Source organism: Alicyclobacillus hesperidum (assembly GCF_900107035.1).
GTDB classification, from domain to species: Bacteria; Bacillota; Bacilli; order Alicyclobacillales; family Alicyclobacillaceae; genus Alicyclobacillus; species Alicyclobacillus hesperidum.
This window is the reverse complement of the sequence record NZ_FNOJ01000007.1, coordinates 97,145-111,852: the sequence shown is the minus strand read 5'-3', so window position 1 is coordinate 111,852 and position 14,708 is coordinate 97,145. Positions and strand designations below refer to the sequence as shown.

Here is a 14,708-nt window from a genome sequence, read left to right as displayed (position 1 = left end):
CGGGGAGGCGTTTTACTTTTGGATGTTTTTCAAGCGATGGATGAGTTGGAGGCAAACCGCTTAGCTTCCGTCTACGTGCTATACGGTAGCGAGATTGGCCTTGTGGATCTGTTTTGCGATCGCGTTAAGCATATCGGTGGGTTCACGAGCATTGCCAGATTTGACTTCGAAGAGGATGGTTTTGAACAGGCACGATTAGAACTGGATACCTTGTCATTTTTTTCTGAAAAGGCTTTAGTACATGTGCGCAATTGTGTTGCACTGACCAGTCAAGGTAAATCTGGATCTGATGCAGAGGCGCTCGAAGCGTACTTTGAAAATCCCGCTCCCGGGCGTGTACTCGTGCTCTCGACGGTCGCAGATAAGCTCGACGAACGCAAACGCATAACAAAGGCAGCCAAGCGACATGTCGTCGTGCAATGTACGACACCAAAAGAGCCGGAGGCTTTGCGCCGTCTCAAGCGCTTTGCAAATGAACGCGGTATGAATATCACGGAAGAAGCGATACACGAACTTTGGCGGCGCGTGGGCAGCATGACGCATTGCATGAACGAGATGGAGAAGTTGTCCGTATACGCTTTGGACAGGCGCATCGAACGCGCGGATGTGGAACAGCTTGTAGCCAGAAGTGTGGAGGACAGTGTCTTTGACTGGATCGATTGCGTTGCCCAAGGCCAAATTGCTGCTGCACTGACGAGTCTGCAGGGACTGGCCCGGCAAGGCTATGATCCGTTGGCTCTGATGGCGCTTTTGGCGAGACAGATTCGCATGATGGGGCTCGCGAAAACCCACGGCGATGGTCGGGAGACGTTGGATCAACTTGCGAAACGGGCAAGTGTGCATCCGTTTGCGATGCGGGTAGCGGCCAAACAAGCGCAGCGTTTTGCACTGCGGGATTTGGAAATGTTGACGCGACGGATCGCTGACAGCGAATACGATGTTAAGCGCGGGCGGAGAGACCCACAGCAGGCGTTGGAAACCATCCTCATGCAGGCTGCTTTGGCGGCGAGTACGAGAAGTTCACCCCGGGTACAGTAACGCAAAGGGGGTGCGTGTATGGAACCAAACAGGAATGACGGCCCTGCGGTTCGGACGATTGGAAAGGATGGGCAATTACATGTCGTACCGTACACGGTGCCGGAAAAACCTTCAGCCGCAAAATTGGTCGCCGACAAATTGCACGTTCCTTACCAGGAGGGTGGGGACAATGGCGCGCTGACCGCGGAACAGGCGGGGGCGGTTGGCGGGCACTTGGGCGGCCCGATGGTTGCGAAGCTGGTGGCATTGGCTCGCCAGGAGCTGGCCAATGGGCATGTGGAAAGGCTTCTACAAACACAAAAAGCGACTCCACCGAGTCGCTGATTGCCGGCCATTCGGCCTTATTTTGTTTGATCAGCCGTTGTTGGCCAAAGCGTTCAGACGCTTGGTCAAGCGCGACTTTTTACGCGCAGCGGCGTTTTTGTGCAATATGCCTTTGGTAACCGCCTTGTCCAATGCGCGAATGGCAGCACGCAAAGTTTCTTGCGCCTGTTCGACGTCTTGCGTCGCATAGGCCGATTCAAACTTGCGGATGCTCGTGCGTAGAGCGGACTTCAAGGATGTATTGCGAAGCGTTTGGCGCTTAGCAACCAAAACCCGTTTTTTCGCGGATTTGATGTTCGGCATCGATGGTTCACCTCCAGTGCGCAGAGCCGTCATCATGCAGACGACAGAGAGTGTAACACAGACTGGTCATTGTCGCAACAGATGGGAGGTAAGTCGATGGAGCAGCGGATCGGATGTAAGCGCTGGCGGCGAGTGCCGCTTAAAGAATGCCACATGTCGGTTACGCATAGAAGTCCGCGCACCGACCTGGCGATGGAAGCGCACGAACTCGCTTCGCGGCAAGGAGCTGTCAATGGCGTCGAGGAATCGCGCGAAGAACACGAGGGCATTGTCGTCACGCGCGTGCGTGTACGGACGCAAGCGGCACAGCGGCGCCTTGGGAAGCGTAAGGGAACATACATCACGCTCGATGTCCCAGGCTTGCGTCACCGGGATCTCGATTTACAGGAGCGAGTGACCAAGGTATTGGCGGACGAACTCAAGCATCTGCTTGACCTCCCTCCGTCAAGTACCATTTTGGTGATTGGGTTGGGCAACGAGCATGTGACGGCCGATGCCCTGGGCCCGATGGTGGTCAACAAGTTATTTGTGACGCGCCACCTGTTCGAATACATGCCTCATGTGCTTGGCGATGGCAAGGGCTATCGCTCCATCGCGGCCGTTTCACCGGGCGTCCTTGGCTTAACAGGAATTGAGACGAGTGAAATCGTGCGCGGCATCGTCGAGCGCGTGCGGCCTGACGCTGTGATTGCGGTCGACGCTTTGGCATCGCGCTCCCTCTCTCGGGTGAACGCGACGATTCAGCTGTCTGACGCAGGCATTCAGCCTGGTGCCGGCGTGGGAAACAACCGTCGCGCACTTGACAAGGAATCGCTTGGCGTCCCCGTGATTGCCATCGGCGTGCCTACGGTCGTCGAGGCGGCTACCATTGCCGGTGACGCCATAGAGCTCGTGCTCAACCAACTGCGCGAACAAGTGCCCGGCAATGCGGCGACGGCGCTGTTTGATCAATTATCGTCAATGGAGAAGTGGCATTTGGTGAAAGAAGTGCTTGAACCGATAGAAAATAATTTGGTCGTCACACCTAAAGAAGTGGATGATTTTATGGACAATGTGGCCTATATCGTCGCCAAGGGTTTGAACGTTGCACTTCATCCTGCGATGACATTTGAAGATGCGGATCTCGTCACGCATTAAAACGTTAGGCCGCCCGTTTGAATCGGGCGGCCGTGGTCGTTGGCTTTTAGACGTTTAGGTGGACTGCACCATGCCGCTTTTTGCGAGAATGCTTTGTACATATTGCTGAGTTTCTGGATACGGTGGAATACCACCATATGCCTTCACGGCGTTTGGTCCTGCATTATAGGCGGCGAGCGCCAGCGGTACGCTACCCCCAAACTCCTGGATCAATTGCGCAAGATAGCGGGTGCCTCCATCGATGTTCTGCGCAGGGTCATAAGGATTTTGGACGCCGAGCCCGGCGGCCGTCGTCGGCATCAACTGCATGAGCCCGATGGCACCGGCATCCGAGACGGCGTTTGCGTTGCCGCCGGATTCCTGCGCGATCACGGCCCTTATCAGAGACGCAGGCACACCATAGCGATTGGCGGCCTGCTCGACGAGCGATGCGACATCGTCGCTGGTACCCGTGCCCGTGGCCGGCAGAACGGTGGAGCCTTGAGCCAGTTGATCCGGCAAGGTCGAGTCCAAATTGCCGATGACCGCCCCGGCGTAGTTTGGCAGCGCCGCCAACAGGCCACTGCTATCTACCGGGAAGCTTGTATCATCAGCCCCGACGAGGGTATCTCCGTTTGCGCTGGCATCTACATCGGGCAGGTCTTCTTCACCAGACATGAGCGCCCACTCGGCCTCAAGCAACAGTGCGAACGCCTGCGCGGCGTTGGTGACCTGCGCCGTATCGCTGTTCGTCTGCGCGTAGGTCCCATTAAGTGGTGGGAGCGCACTGCTCTGCGAAATCGTATTGTCCATCTGAAAATTCCCTCACTGGTGTCCAGGTTGGTCGCCCAACCCTAATCTTGAAGTCTCTTTCGACCAATTCGTTCTTGCGGTGTGGTTTCCTGCTCGCAAACCTAGTGGTCTACTGATTTTTTGTGTATGGTGATAATTCTTTTCGTTTGGGCATAGGCTGGTGATAGAAGCGAGAACGAAAGGAAGCATGCGCAGATGAACTTTTCATGGCAGCACGCGCAAAGAAAGCTAAAGCAAATTGCCGCAGTCGTCATTTTTGTGTCCATCTTGCTCGGTGCTAGCGGAACCGTATTTACCATTGTTTCGACAGTTATGTCCCATCTCGGTACAAGCACGGTGTCCGTCGCACCTATCACGCAGGTTCCTGCGACGACGAGTAGCGCTTTTGCACCTGAAGGCGTGACGACATATCAGCCGCCTGTGTTAGAATACAACAATTTTCCAAGTGATAGTAATCCTGTGACGACGGGATCGAGCACGACTTCACCCGATCCGCAAGACGCGTCGAACAGCGCCTTGGCGGCGGCCATGGATACCGGTGGCGTATACGTTGGCGAGCGGATTACACACGTCTTTGGCTCGATGCTTAAAGGTGTGCTCAATACGTTGTTTCTAAATACAAACTGAGCTAAGTGTGGAGGACGTCATGGAGTCGATGCGTGAAAAGCGCCTTCGGGGTGCTCTTGAGCTCGAGCTATTATCGGTCGGATGGATTATGACTGAATCGATTCTTTCAGCGATTGCGGCCTATCACGTAGGGAGCCTATCGCTATCTGCATTCAGCGTCGATAGTGCGGTGGAACTGGTGAGTGGCATGTTACTGGTTGCGCGCCTGTTTATCGAAGTCCAGTCGGGTGTGCCGATGAACGCCAAGCACCCCGTCGAGCGCTGGACGAGCGGCTTTATTGCCGCATGTCTATTTGTGCTCGCTGGTTATATTGCGGTGAAGTCAGGACAGGCCCTGCGCCTGCGCGAAGGCCCCGAACTGTCGATCCTGGGCTTGGCCGTTGCAGCCGCAAGCAGCGTCATAACGCCTTGGCTGGCCGTGCAAAAATTGCGATATGGGCGCGAGATCGGCAGTCCGTCGCTAATTGGGGATGCGATGTGTTCGTTTACATGTGCCTACATGTCGTGGACGCTGCTCGTCGGTTTAGCGTTGAACGACGTGTTCCATTGGTGGTGGGTGGACGCTTTGGCGGCGACAGGAATTCTTTACTTCGTGCTACACGAGGGCTTTGAGGCTTTCGCGTCGTTCACCTCGGGAGAGGGACATACACACGCACACCACAACCACTGATCCCAATGTGGCGGGCATCTCACGCGAGTGCTATAATCTAGGGCAAGCCGCGCATTAGGCGCGGTTTATTTGTGTCGAAAACGGAACGTGCGCCTGTTTACGCAGACCACGCTTTTTGCACATGGGATAGATTTTAAGCAGCTCTGGCGGATTCATGGTTCCGTCAGAGAGGAGGATGAACGGTGTCTACGGCGGATCGGCAATCGCGCATTCGCAACTTTTCCATTATCGCACACATTGATCACGGCAAGTCGACGCTGGCAGATCGGATCCTGCAGCTAACTGGGGCAGTCAGCGAGCGGGAGATGCAGGACCAGTTACTTGATCAGATGGATCTTGAGCGCGAACGGGGCATCACCATCAAGTTGCAGGCGGTGCGACTGGCGTACCGCGCGAAGGACGGCAATGAATACGAATTAAATTTAATTGATACGCCTGGACACGTCGATTTCACGTACGAGGTTTCAAGATCGCTCGCGGCGTGTGAAGGTGCGTTGCTTGTGGTCGATGCGGCGCAAGGAATCGAGGCGCAGACCTTGGCAAACGTCTACCTGGCCTTGGATAACGACCTCGAAATTCTTCCGGTCATCAATAAGATTGATCTGCCCAGTGCTGAACCGGAGCGCGTGCGCACTGAAATTGAAGAAGTGATTGGCCTGGATGCGAGCGAGGCGGTTTTGGCTTCCGCAAAAGCAGGCATCGGCATCGAGGACATTCTCGAGCAGGTCGTGGCCAAAATCCCGGCACCTCAAGGCGATCCGCATGCGCCCTTGCAGGCCCTTATCTTCGACTCGCACTACGACGCGTATCGCGGTGTGATAGTTTATATGCGCGTGTTTAACGGCACCGTGAAGAAAGGTATGCGCGTGCGCATGATGGCGACGGGCAAAGAATTCGAAGTGGATGAGGTCGGTGTCTTTCGGCCGCGCATGACGCCTGTGGAGGAACTTTCAGCCGGCGATGTCGGGTATCTGGCGGCGAGTATCAAGAATGTACGAGATACACGCGTCGGCGATACGGTTACGGATGCCGAACATCCGACTCCAGAGCCGTTGCCTGGGTATCGCAAGACAAACCCGATGGTGTTTTGTGGACTGTACCCGGTCGATTCCGCTGATTATCAGGATCTGCGCGAAGCGTTGGAAAAGCTCGAACTGAACGACGCGGCACTGAGTTATGAGCCGGAGACGTCCAGCGCCTTGGGATTCGGCTTTCGCTGTGGCTTTCTCGGCATGCTGCACATGGAAATCGTACAAGAGCGGCTCGAACGCGAGTACGGGCTGACCTTGATCACGACAGCGCCCAGCGTCGTCTATCACGTGTATCGGACGGACGGCACCATGCAGACGGTCGACAATCCAAGCGAAATGCCGAATCCGGATCGGATCGAGCGGATTGAGGAACCGTACGTTCGGGCATCGATTTTTGTGCCGAAGGACTATGTCGGTAGCGTCATGGAGTTGTGCCAAGAAAAACGCGGACAATTCCACGACATGCAATACCTCGACGAGACGCGGACGACCATTGTGTACGATCTGCCGCTTTCGGAAATTGTCTACGACTTCTTTGATCGGCTCAAATCATCAACCAAGGGCTACGCTTCGTTCGACTACGAGTTGGTCGGCTATCGCGAGTCCAAGCTCGTGAAGATGGACATCTTGCTGAATGGTGAAGTGGTCGATGCCCTGTCCTTTATCGTGCATCGCGACAAGGCGTACGACCGTGGACGTGTGTTGTGCGAAAAACTCAAGGAACTCATCCCGCGCCAGATGTTCGAAGTGCCCATTCAGGCGGCCATCGGCAATCGCGTGATCGCCCGCGAGACGATTCGCGCAATGCGCAAAAACGTCTTGGCCAAATGCTATGGCGGCGACATTTCGCGTAAGCGCAAGCTACTGGAAAAGCAGAAAGAGGGCAAAAAGAGAATGAAACAGGTCGGCAGTGTCGAGGTGCCGCAGGAAGCGTTTATGGCCGTCTTAAAAATGGAGTGATCGACATGGCCGATTGGTTGGATCGGGAGGCAGGGGCTTGGCCTAGGTCTTTGTACGTGCACATTCCGTTCTGCAAGAGCCGATGCTTTTATTGCGATTTTAATACGTATGTGGCGCCGGAACGCGTGATGGAAGACTATGTTGAAGGCCTCGCACGGGAGTGGGAGATGATTGCACAGGCAGGCGTACCTCCTTTGCGAACCGTATTTTTTGGCGGCGGTACGCCCACGCTCTTGGCGGACCCGTTGCTGGCGCGCATGCTGCAATCGCTGCATGCGCATTTTTCGTTGGACGAGGAAGCGGAAGTGACCTTCGAGGCCAACCCAGACTCCATTACGCCAGAGAAGTTGCGCGTGCTGCGCGAATATGGGGTCAACCGCATCTCCTTCGGTGCTCAGACATTTCGCGATCACCTGCTCATGGCCATCGGCCGCGCGCACGATAGCGAAGCCATAGCTACCGCAGTCGATGCAGCGTTTGAAGCGGGCTTTGGCCATATCAACATCGATTTAATGTTCGGCTTGCCAGAACAGACCATCGAAGACGTCGAAGACAGTCTCTTGCGCGTATTGGCTTTGCCTGTCGATCACGTTTCCGCTTACTGGCTCAAAGTGGAGCCCGGCACGCCGTTTGCCAAGTGGCAGGAGCTTGGCCAGCTTCCGCTGCCCGGCGAGGATGAGGAGGCGGACATGTATGATCTCGTCCGCGATACCCTTACACAACGTGGTTTTCGCCATTATGAGATTAGCAACTTCGCAAAGCCGGGGGCAGAAGCACGCCACAACCTCGTGTATTGGCGCAATCAGCCTTATCTTGCGGCGGGGGCAGGGGCACATGGCTATGTCGGCGGCGTCCGCCACGAAAATTTGCGCAAAATCCGCGATTATCTTGACGCGATCGCGCTGGGGCGGCGTCCCTACGCCGAGGAGACAGCCATCTCTATCGCTGAACGCATGGAAGATCAGGTCATGCTCGGACTTCGCTTGGCCGAAGGCGTGTCAGCACCCCGCTTTCAGGAGCGCTTCGGCTTGTCTGTCGAAGAGGCTTTCGGGGATGTTTGGCGCGGCCTGCTCGCGCAAGGTCTGGTGGTTGAAGCGGAAGGCGGGTATCGAATTCCCGCTGGTTATTGGCCCGTTGCCAATGCCATCTTCGCGAAGTGCATCGGCGCCGTTACAGTCGATTGACAATGGGCCTTGGCGTTGCTATTGTCAAGGAGAGTAGCTTAGCACTCGCGGAGCTGGAGTGCTAACAAGGAGGCGAGAATGATGTTGACGCCCCGCCAACAGTTGATTTTGTCTGCAGTGATCGAGGACTATGTGCGGATGGCCGAACCTGTCGGCTCGCGGGCGCTCGCCAAACATGAAGAAATTCAGTTCAGCCCAGCGACGATTCGAAATGAAATGGCGGATTTGGAGGAGATGGGTTACCTGACGCAGCCTCACACTTCGTCGGGGCGTATTCCGTCGCAGAAAGGCTATCGGTTCTACGTCGATAACCTGTTGCGGCAGGGTCACGTCGACCGCGGCGCTGGCGCCTTCCTGAAAGATTTTTTCACGAAGCGGATCGACGAAGTGGAGCAGGTTGTGCGCGAAGTATCGATGATGCTATCTTCGCTGACCAGGCAGACGTCGATTGTCCTTGGACCCAATATGTATACCGAAAAGGTGCGTAAGATTGAGCTGATTCCCATCGGCGCCGGGCGGGCAGTCGCCATTCTCGTGACCGATGCAGGTCATGTGGAAAACGCACACGTCCATTTTTCGGAGGATATTCGCGTCGATGACGTAGAGGCTATCGTCAACGTTCTGAATGACAAACTGGTTGGTGTGCCCATTTCGAAGTTGCGCAGCAACCTATACGCGGAGTTGGCTGAAGAACTGTCGCGGACGGTTGAGCGTTTCGAAGATGCGTTGGCGGTGTTGAGCGAAGTCTGTCAGGTGACGGACCGCGAAGAGACGGTGTACATCGGCGGCGCGGCGAACGTCCTTAGCCAGCCTGAATTTCACGATGTCGAAAAGGCGCAGTCCATTCTCAGCCTATTGGAACAAGGCGGTACCGTGACGTCTTGGTTCCCGAAGGACGAACGTGGACTCACGGTGCGTATCGGCGCGGAAAACAGCGTTGGCGCATTGCAAGACTGCACCGTCATGACGACGACATACAGTTTGTACGGGCATCCCGTGGGCCATATTGGTGTGTTGGGGCCCACGCGCATGGATTACAACCGCATCATGCAAATCCTTCAATACACGTCGGCAGCGTTGACCGAGTTTTTGACGCGCTGGAGCACAGGCATTTGATGCTACATCGGCGCGATACTCGAAGAAAGGATGTTCCAGGTGACGGAAGACTCGACGAAGCAATCAGATGCAGAGCCGATGGTGGACGACGCGCAAGCGACTGTAAACAAAGAACAACAGGCGGACCTCGCCGCGGCTGAACACGATGTTGACGCCGCGGAACTCGCTCGCGAGGATATCTCGTTTGACGAGGATGGCGTGAGCGAAACCGCGCGCGATCCGAGGGATGCGCAGATTGAGGAACTGACCCAGCAATTGTTGCGGACGCGCGCGGACTTTGACAATTTTCGCCGGCGTACGCGTCAGGAGCGCGAAGAATTGACCCAGTTTGCGACCAAAAAACTGCTCGGCGACTTGCTGCCGGTTATCGATAATTTTGATCGCGCGATGGCGGCCTTCGACCAGGTGGACGAGCCGCAACTAAAAACGGGTATTGAAATGGTCCACCGGCAGTTACAACAATTGCTCGGGCAATATGGCGTTGAAGCGATGGCGGCGGAAGGCGCCACGTTTGATCCAGCTCTGCACGAGGCGGTTATGCAGGAGTCGGTGGAAGGCACAGAGCCGGGCGTCGTGTTGCAGGTCTTGCAAAAGGGTTACACGATTCACGGCAAAGTGCTACGACCGGCGATGGTCAAGGTCAGTGTCTAAGCTCACCCGACCTTTTGAAACAACGTCTGTGTGACACGATGGAGGAGGATAACCGATGGCAAAAGTCATTGGCATCGACCTAGGTACAACAAACTCTTGTGTAGCGGTGATGGAAGGCGGCGAACCGGTCGTCATTCCGAATGCGGAAGGCAACCGTACGACGCCGTCAGTCGTCGCTTTTAGCCGTGATGGCGAGCGTCTGGTCGGTGACGTTGCAAAGCGCCAAGCGATCACGAATCCGGATCGAACCATTATTTCGATCAAGCGCCACATGGGTACCAGCCACAAAGTGCAGATCGATGACAAATCGTACACGCCGCCGGAAATTTCGGCGATGATCTTGCAGAAGTTGAAGGCGGATGCGGAGGCGTATCTCGGTGAGACGGTTAGCCAGGCTGTGATCACCGTTCCGGCGTACTTCAGCGACAGCCAGCGCCAAGCGACAAAGGATGCGGGGCGCATTGCCGGACTGGAAGTGCTGCGCATCGTCAACGAGCCTACGGCTGCGGCGCTCGCCTACGGCGTCGACAAGGAAGACGATCAAACCATTCTCGTCTTCGACCTCGGCGGTGGGACGTTTGACGTCTCCATTTTGGAACTGGGCGATGGTGTGTTCGAAGTCAAGGCGACCAGCGGTAACAACCATCTGGGTGGCGATGACTTCGACAACCGAATTATGCAATATCTGATTGACACGTTCCGCAAGGATACTGGGATTGATCTCAGCCACGACAAAATGGCAATGCAGCGTCTTAAGGATGCGGCAGAAAAAGCGAAGAAGGAATTGTCGTCCACATTGACGACGACCATCTCATTGCCGTTTATCTCGGCTGACGCAACGGGACCAAAACACCTTGAAGTCAATCTGACGCGCGCGAAGTTCGAAGAGCTCTCGGCAGATTTGATCGAAGCGACTCTCGGGCCCACTCGCCAAGCGCTGTCTGATGCTGGACTGACGGCGAACGACATCGACAAGGTCATTTTGGTCGGCGGATCGACCCGCATTCCAGCCGTACAAGAGGCTATCAAGAAGTTGATTGGCAAGGAACCGTCGAAAGGCGTCAACCCGGACGAGGTTGTCGCGGTGGGTGCTGCAATTCAGGCAGGCGTCTTGACGGGCGAAGTCAAAGACATCGTCCTGCTCGACGTCACGCCGCTCTCGCTTGGCATCGAGACGATGGGTGGCGTGTTCACGCGTTTGATTGATCGCAACACGACGATTCCGACGTCAAAGAGTCAGATTTTCTCGACGGCTGCAGACAATCAGACGTCGGTGGAGATTCACGTATTGCAAGGCGAGCGCGAAATGGCGGCCGACAACAAGACATTGGGTCGCTTTACGCTCAGCGACATTCCACCAGCACCGCGCGGCGTGCCGCAGATTGAAGTCACGTTCGACATCGACGCCAACGGTATCGTGAACGTTTCGGCAAAGGACTTAGGCACGGGCAAGTCGCAGCGGATCACCATCACGGCTTCGAGTGGTTTGTCGAAGGAAGAAGTCGATCGGATGATGAAAGAGGCGCAAATGCATGCCGAAGAGGACAAGAAGCGCCGTGAGCAAGTCGAGATTCGCAACCAAGCGGACCAATTGCTCTACCAAACTGACAAGGCGTTGAAAGACCTTGGCGACAAGGCGGATGCGGCTCTGAAGAGCGAGGCGGAAGAAAGGCAGAAAGAGCTGCGCACTGCGCTTGAAGGTACCGATGCGGAAGCCATCAAGCAGAAGTCGGAAGCTCTCACTCAGGTCTTGCACAAGTTGTCGACCAAGCTTTACGAGCAGGCGGCGCAGTCGGCGCAGGCTGGTGCTACCTCGGGTGCAAACGCCGACGCGGGTGCCCAGAACGCATCTGACAACGTCGTTGACGCCGACTTCACAGAGGTCGATAAAGACCAGAAGTGAATCGATCACACAGCTTGACGGTGTGCGGCTATCGTTGATATATGTGTCTGATGGCAGGGTGACGACGCCCTGCCGTCGTTGTAAGATGAACAAAGGAACTTTGCTTTGGAGGGATACCGGTGAGCAAACGAGATTATTATGAAGTTCTCGGTGTCAGCCGGTCCGCCACGCAAGATGAAATCAAAAAGGCGTATCGAAAGCTGGCGCGGCAATACCACCCAGATGTCAATAAGGACGATCCAAACGCCCAGCAGAAGTTTGCGGAGATCGCGGAAGCGTACGACGTCCTCTCTGATTCCGCGAAGCGCGCTCGCTATGATCAATTCGGCCATCAAGATCCCACGCAGGGCTTTGGCGGCGGTGCGGGTGGGCCGGGTGCAGGCTTTGGCGATTTCGACTTCGGCGGGTTTGGGGACATTTTCGATATGTTTTTCGGCGGCGCGGGCGGACGGCCACGCGGGCCCCAGCGCGGACAGGACCTCGAATACGACTTGGAAATCGAGTTTGAGGAGGCCGCGTTTGGCGCGGAGAAAGAGATTCAAATTCCCCGTACAGAGACATGTTCGACCTGTGGGGGCAGCGGAGCACGCCCTGGAACGCACCCCAAGACGTGCTCAGTCTGCCACGGCACGGGCGAACAACAGACGGTTACGAATACGCCGTTTGGTCGGATGGTGAATCGCAGGGTGTGTCAGGCCTGTCACGGCCGCGGCCAGATGATTGACGATCCATGTCCAGATTGTCGCGGACAAGGCCGGCGGCGTGTGCGCCGCACGGTTCAGGTCAAGGTGCCGCCCGGGGTAGACAATGGTACGCGTCTGCGGATGCCGGGTGCCGGTGAGTCGAGCCCCAATGGCGGGCAACCCGGCGACTTGTTTATCGTGATGCACGTGCGTCCGCACGAACTGTTTGAACGCGAAGGCACCAATATCTATCTTGACGTTCCTCTGTCGTTTGTGCAGGCCGCGCTCGGCGACGAGATCGACGTGCCGACGCTCGACGGTTCTGTCAAACTGCGGATTCCCGAGGGTACTCAATCTGGGACTTCGTTCCGCTTGCGCGGCAAAGGGATTCCCAAGCTGGGTTCACCGGTCGCGCGTGGCGATCAACACGTTCGCGTGCAAGTCATGACGCCCACGAATTTGACCGAGCGGCAAAAGGACTTGTTCCGTGAGTTGGGCAAAGAACTCGGCGTGCAAACGCATGAACAAGCGAGATCATTTATGGAACGGATGAAAGACGCGTTTCTCGGAAACGCGTGAGGAGGCGTGGCATGCACTGGTGGCATGTGCAGTTTCGGGTGGCGCACGAGGCTTCTGACGCGATTGCGGCGTTGCTGCAGGAGTTTCCCGACGTTCAGGGCGTTCAACTGGAGGGTATCGGCGAATTCGAGCAGCCCCATCCCGAGTACGGCGAGTGGTTTGACGAGATGATTGTACCGACGCCCGACGTCGCGGTGGCGGTGTATTTTCCCGATGAATACGATCCGGCTGAACTGCGCGACCGCATTCAGGGCGTCATCGACCGCGTTGCCGCCGCAGGCGTGCACGTGGGCGACGGGCCCATCGACATTCGGATCGACGCAATCGACGACAGCGTCTGGCTCAACGCGTGGAAAGAACATTACGCGCCCATTCCGGTGGGCGATTCGCTCGTCATTGTGCCGATCTGGCATGTCGATCAATTGACAGGCGATCTCGCTCTGCGCGAGCGGATCGTCATCGAGCCGGGTATGGCCTTTGGCACCGGTGCACACCAGACAACACAAATGTGTGCTGCCGCATTGGCGGAGATCGTCACCCCAGAGGCGAGGGTGCTCGATGTCGGCACCGGGACAGGCGTGCTCGCTATCGCCGCGGCGCGGCTTGGCGCACAACGTGTCACGGCCATCGACATCGATCCGGTGGCAGTGCGGGCTGCGCGCGAAAACGTCGCCCGGAACGAATTGGCGGATCGCATCCAAGTGTCGGAAGGCAATTTGCTCACGGGCTTTGCGGAGGGTGTGCAGTTTGATATCGCGATCGCGAACATTCTGCGCGACATCGTGATTTTACTTGTGCCACAAGTCGCTTCACGTATGCCGGCCGGCGGGCGCTTTTTGACGTCAGGCTATATCGACACACAGGCTCCGGCGGTCGAAGCAGCCCTGCGAAAGTCTGGATTTACCATCGAAAAGCGATATCAGCGCGACGATTGGGTGGCGCTCTTGGCGGTGAAGGTGTAATGTTGCCGCGCGTCTTTGTCGAGGGAATCGGTGAGCCGGGGCGGACGGTTGCCATCGGCGGCGAAGACGGCCGCCATTTCGCCCGCGTTTTGCGCGTGCGTCCCGGGGAGCGGCTGGTCATTGCTTTGGACGACGGGCCATGGCTTGGGGAAATCGTCGCGGTGGAGCAGTCGGCCGTCGCCGTTTGCTTGCGCGAACGCTATCCTATTTCCGAGCCTGCCGCAGGTTTCGTCGTCGTGCAAGGCATGGCCAAGGGAGACAAGATGGAGTCGATCCTCCAGAAATGCACGGAGATCGGCGCCATCTCTTTTGTTGTTTACCAAGCAGAGCGTTCGGTTGCCCGCATTGAGGGCAAGGTGGAGGTGAAGCTTGGGCGCTGGCGCAAGATCGTTCGCGAGGCAGCGATGCAAGCCCAGCGCGATCGTATACCTGACGTGGCGTACGCCAAGACGTTGCCCGATCTCGCTCGCTTGCTCGAAAGCAAGGGGGTGACGCATTCCCTTGTGCTCGACGAGTTGGAGCGCGCCCGCGGTTTTCGCTCTGCGCTGCAGGAGGCGCCAGGCGCTCTCGTGCGGGCGATTGTGATTGGGCCGGAGGGCGGTTGGGCCGACGCCGAAAGGGACGCGTTGCATAGTCTGCCGGGCGCCTGTACGGTGACGCTTGGACCGCGCATTTTGCGCACAGAAACGGCGGGTATGGCCGCACTTGCAGCAGCCTTGATGCATTTTGGCGATATGGGAGGTTGATA

General features: G+C 56.7%; 15 protein-coding genes. 13 read left to right on the top strand and 2 right to left on the bottom strand.

Translation table 11 applies throughout. The features are described 5' to 3' along the window. Positions 1–18 precede the first annotated feature (18 nt). Together holA and BLU70_RS07320 are read left to right on the top strand one after the other, a co-directional pair. A complete protein-coding gene (gene holA, locus BLU70_RS07325) occupies positions 19–1,038 on the top strand; it encodes a DNA polymerase III subunit delta (protein WP_074692976.1) in 1,020 nt (339 codons plus the stop codon). An 18-nt stretch (positions 1,039–1,056) separates the two neighbouring features. Next, positions 1,057–1,362, top strand: coding sequence for a small, acid-soluble spore protein, alpha/beta type (locus tag BLU70_RS07320; RefSeq protein ID WP_006445528.1), 306 nt, complete (start codon positions 1,057–1,059; stop codon positions 1,360–1,362). 30 nt (positions 1,363–1,392) lie between these two features. Here the strand turns inward: BLU70_RS07320 and rpsT are convergent, their stop codons facing one another. Continuing rightward, positions 1,393–1,665, bottom strand: coding sequence for a 30S ribosomal protein S20 (gene rpsT, locus BLU70_RS07315; RefSeq protein WP_040288297.1), 273 nt, complete (start codon positions 1,663–1,665; stop codon positions 1,393–1,395). A 96-nt stretch (positions 1,666–1,761) separates the two neighbouring features. On the opposite strand from rpsT, the gene gpr reads away from it, so the two are divergent. Continuing rightward, entirely contained in the window at positions 1,762–2,802 is a 1,041-nt protein-coding gene (gpr, locus tag BLU70_RS07310) for a GPR endopeptidase (RefSeq protein WP_040288299.1), read from the top strand. A 54-nt stretch (positions 2,803–2,856) separates the two neighbouring features. Here gpr and BLU70_RS07305 read toward each other — a convergent pair whose 3' ends face one another. Beyond that, positions 2,857–3,594 carry a lytic transglycosylase domain-containing protein gene (locus BLU70_RS07305; protein ID WP_006445531.1) on the bottom strand — a complete coding sequence of 246 codons (738 nt, stop codon included), beginning with the start codon at positions 3,592–3,594 and terminating at the stop codon, positions 2,857–2,859. A 195-nt stretch (positions 3,595–3,789) separates the two neighbouring features. Here BLU70_RS07305 and BLU70_RS07300 point away from each other — a divergent pair, with 195 nt between their 5' ends. The 10 genes from BLU70_RS07300 (at position 3,790) to BLU70_RS07255 (ending at position 14,706) form a co-directional block, all read left to right on the top strand. Continuing rightward, the gene (locus BLU70_RS07300; RefSeq protein ID WP_006445532.1) at positions 3,790–4,221 is read left to right on the top strand and encodes a hypothetical protein; all 432 of its coding nucleotides are present in this window, start codon (positions 3,790–3,792) and stop codon (positions 4,219–4,221) included. A 19-nt stretch (positions 4,222–4,240) separates the two neighbouring features. Continuing rightward, a complete protein-coding gene (locus BLU70_RS07295) occupies positions 4,241–4,891 on the top strand; it encodes a cation diffusion facilitator family transporter (protein ID WP_040288301.1) in 651 nt (216 codons plus the stop codon). 182 nt (positions 4,892–5,073) lie between these two features. Then, on the top strand, positions 5,074–6,882 hold the full coding sequence (lepA, locus tag BLU70_RS07290) for a translation elongation factor 4 (RefSeq protein ID WP_006445534.1): 1,809 nt from the start codon (positions 5,074–5,076) through the stop codon (positions 6,880–6,882). Positions 6,883–6,887: 5 nt separating this feature from the next. Then, positions 6,888–8,066 (top strand): radical SAM family heme chaperone HemW, encoded by a 1,179-nt coding sequence (gene hemW / locus BLU70_RS07285; RefSeq protein WP_074692973.1) that lies wholly within the window; start codon positions 6,888–6,890, stop codon positions 8,064–8,066. A gap of 81 nt (positions 8,067–8,147) precedes the next feature. After that, positions 8,148–9,182 (top strand): heat-inducible transcriptional repressor HrcA, encoded by a 1,035-nt coding sequence (gene hrcA, locus BLU70_RS07280; RefSeq protein ID WP_040288305.1) that lies wholly within the window; start codon positions 8,148–8,150, stop codon positions 9,180–9,182. Between the two features lie 30 nt (positions 9,183–9,212). Continuing rightward, positions 9,213–9,833, top strand: a complete 621-nt coding sequence (grpE, locus tag BLU70_RS07275) for a nucleotide exchange factor GrpE (protein WP_006445537.1) — start codon at positions 9,213–9,215, stop codon at positions 9,831–9,833. Between the two features lie 55 nt (positions 9,834–9,888). Then, entirely contained in the window at positions 9,889–11,736 is a 1,848-nt protein-coding gene (gene dnaK, locus BLU70_RS07270; protein WP_040288307.1) for a molecular chaperone DnaK, read from the top strand. A 119-nt stretch (positions 11,737–11,855) separates the two neighbouring features. Beyond that, on the top strand, positions 11,856–12,998 hold the full coding sequence (dnaJ, locus tag BLU70_RS07265; RefSeq protein ID WP_006445539.1) for a molecular chaperone DnaJ: 1,143 nt from the start codon (positions 11,856–11,858) through the stop codon (positions 12,996–12,998). Positions 12,999–13,009: 11 nt separating this feature from the next. Beyond that, on the top strand, positions 13,010–13,960 hold the full coding sequence (gene prmA / locus BLU70_RS07260; protein WP_006445540.1) for a 50S ribosomal protein L11 methyltransferase: 951 nt from the start codon (positions 13,010–13,012) through the stop codon (positions 13,958–13,960). Continuing rightward, a complete protein-coding gene (locus BLU70_RS07255; RefSeq protein ID WP_006445541.1) occupies positions 13,960–14,706 on the top strand; it encodes an RsmE family RNA methyltransferase in 747 nt (248 codons plus the stop codon). The genes prmA and BLU70_RS07255 overlap by 1 nt, the downstream gene beginning before the upstream one ends. Positions 14,707–14,708: the final 2 nt, after the last annotated feature.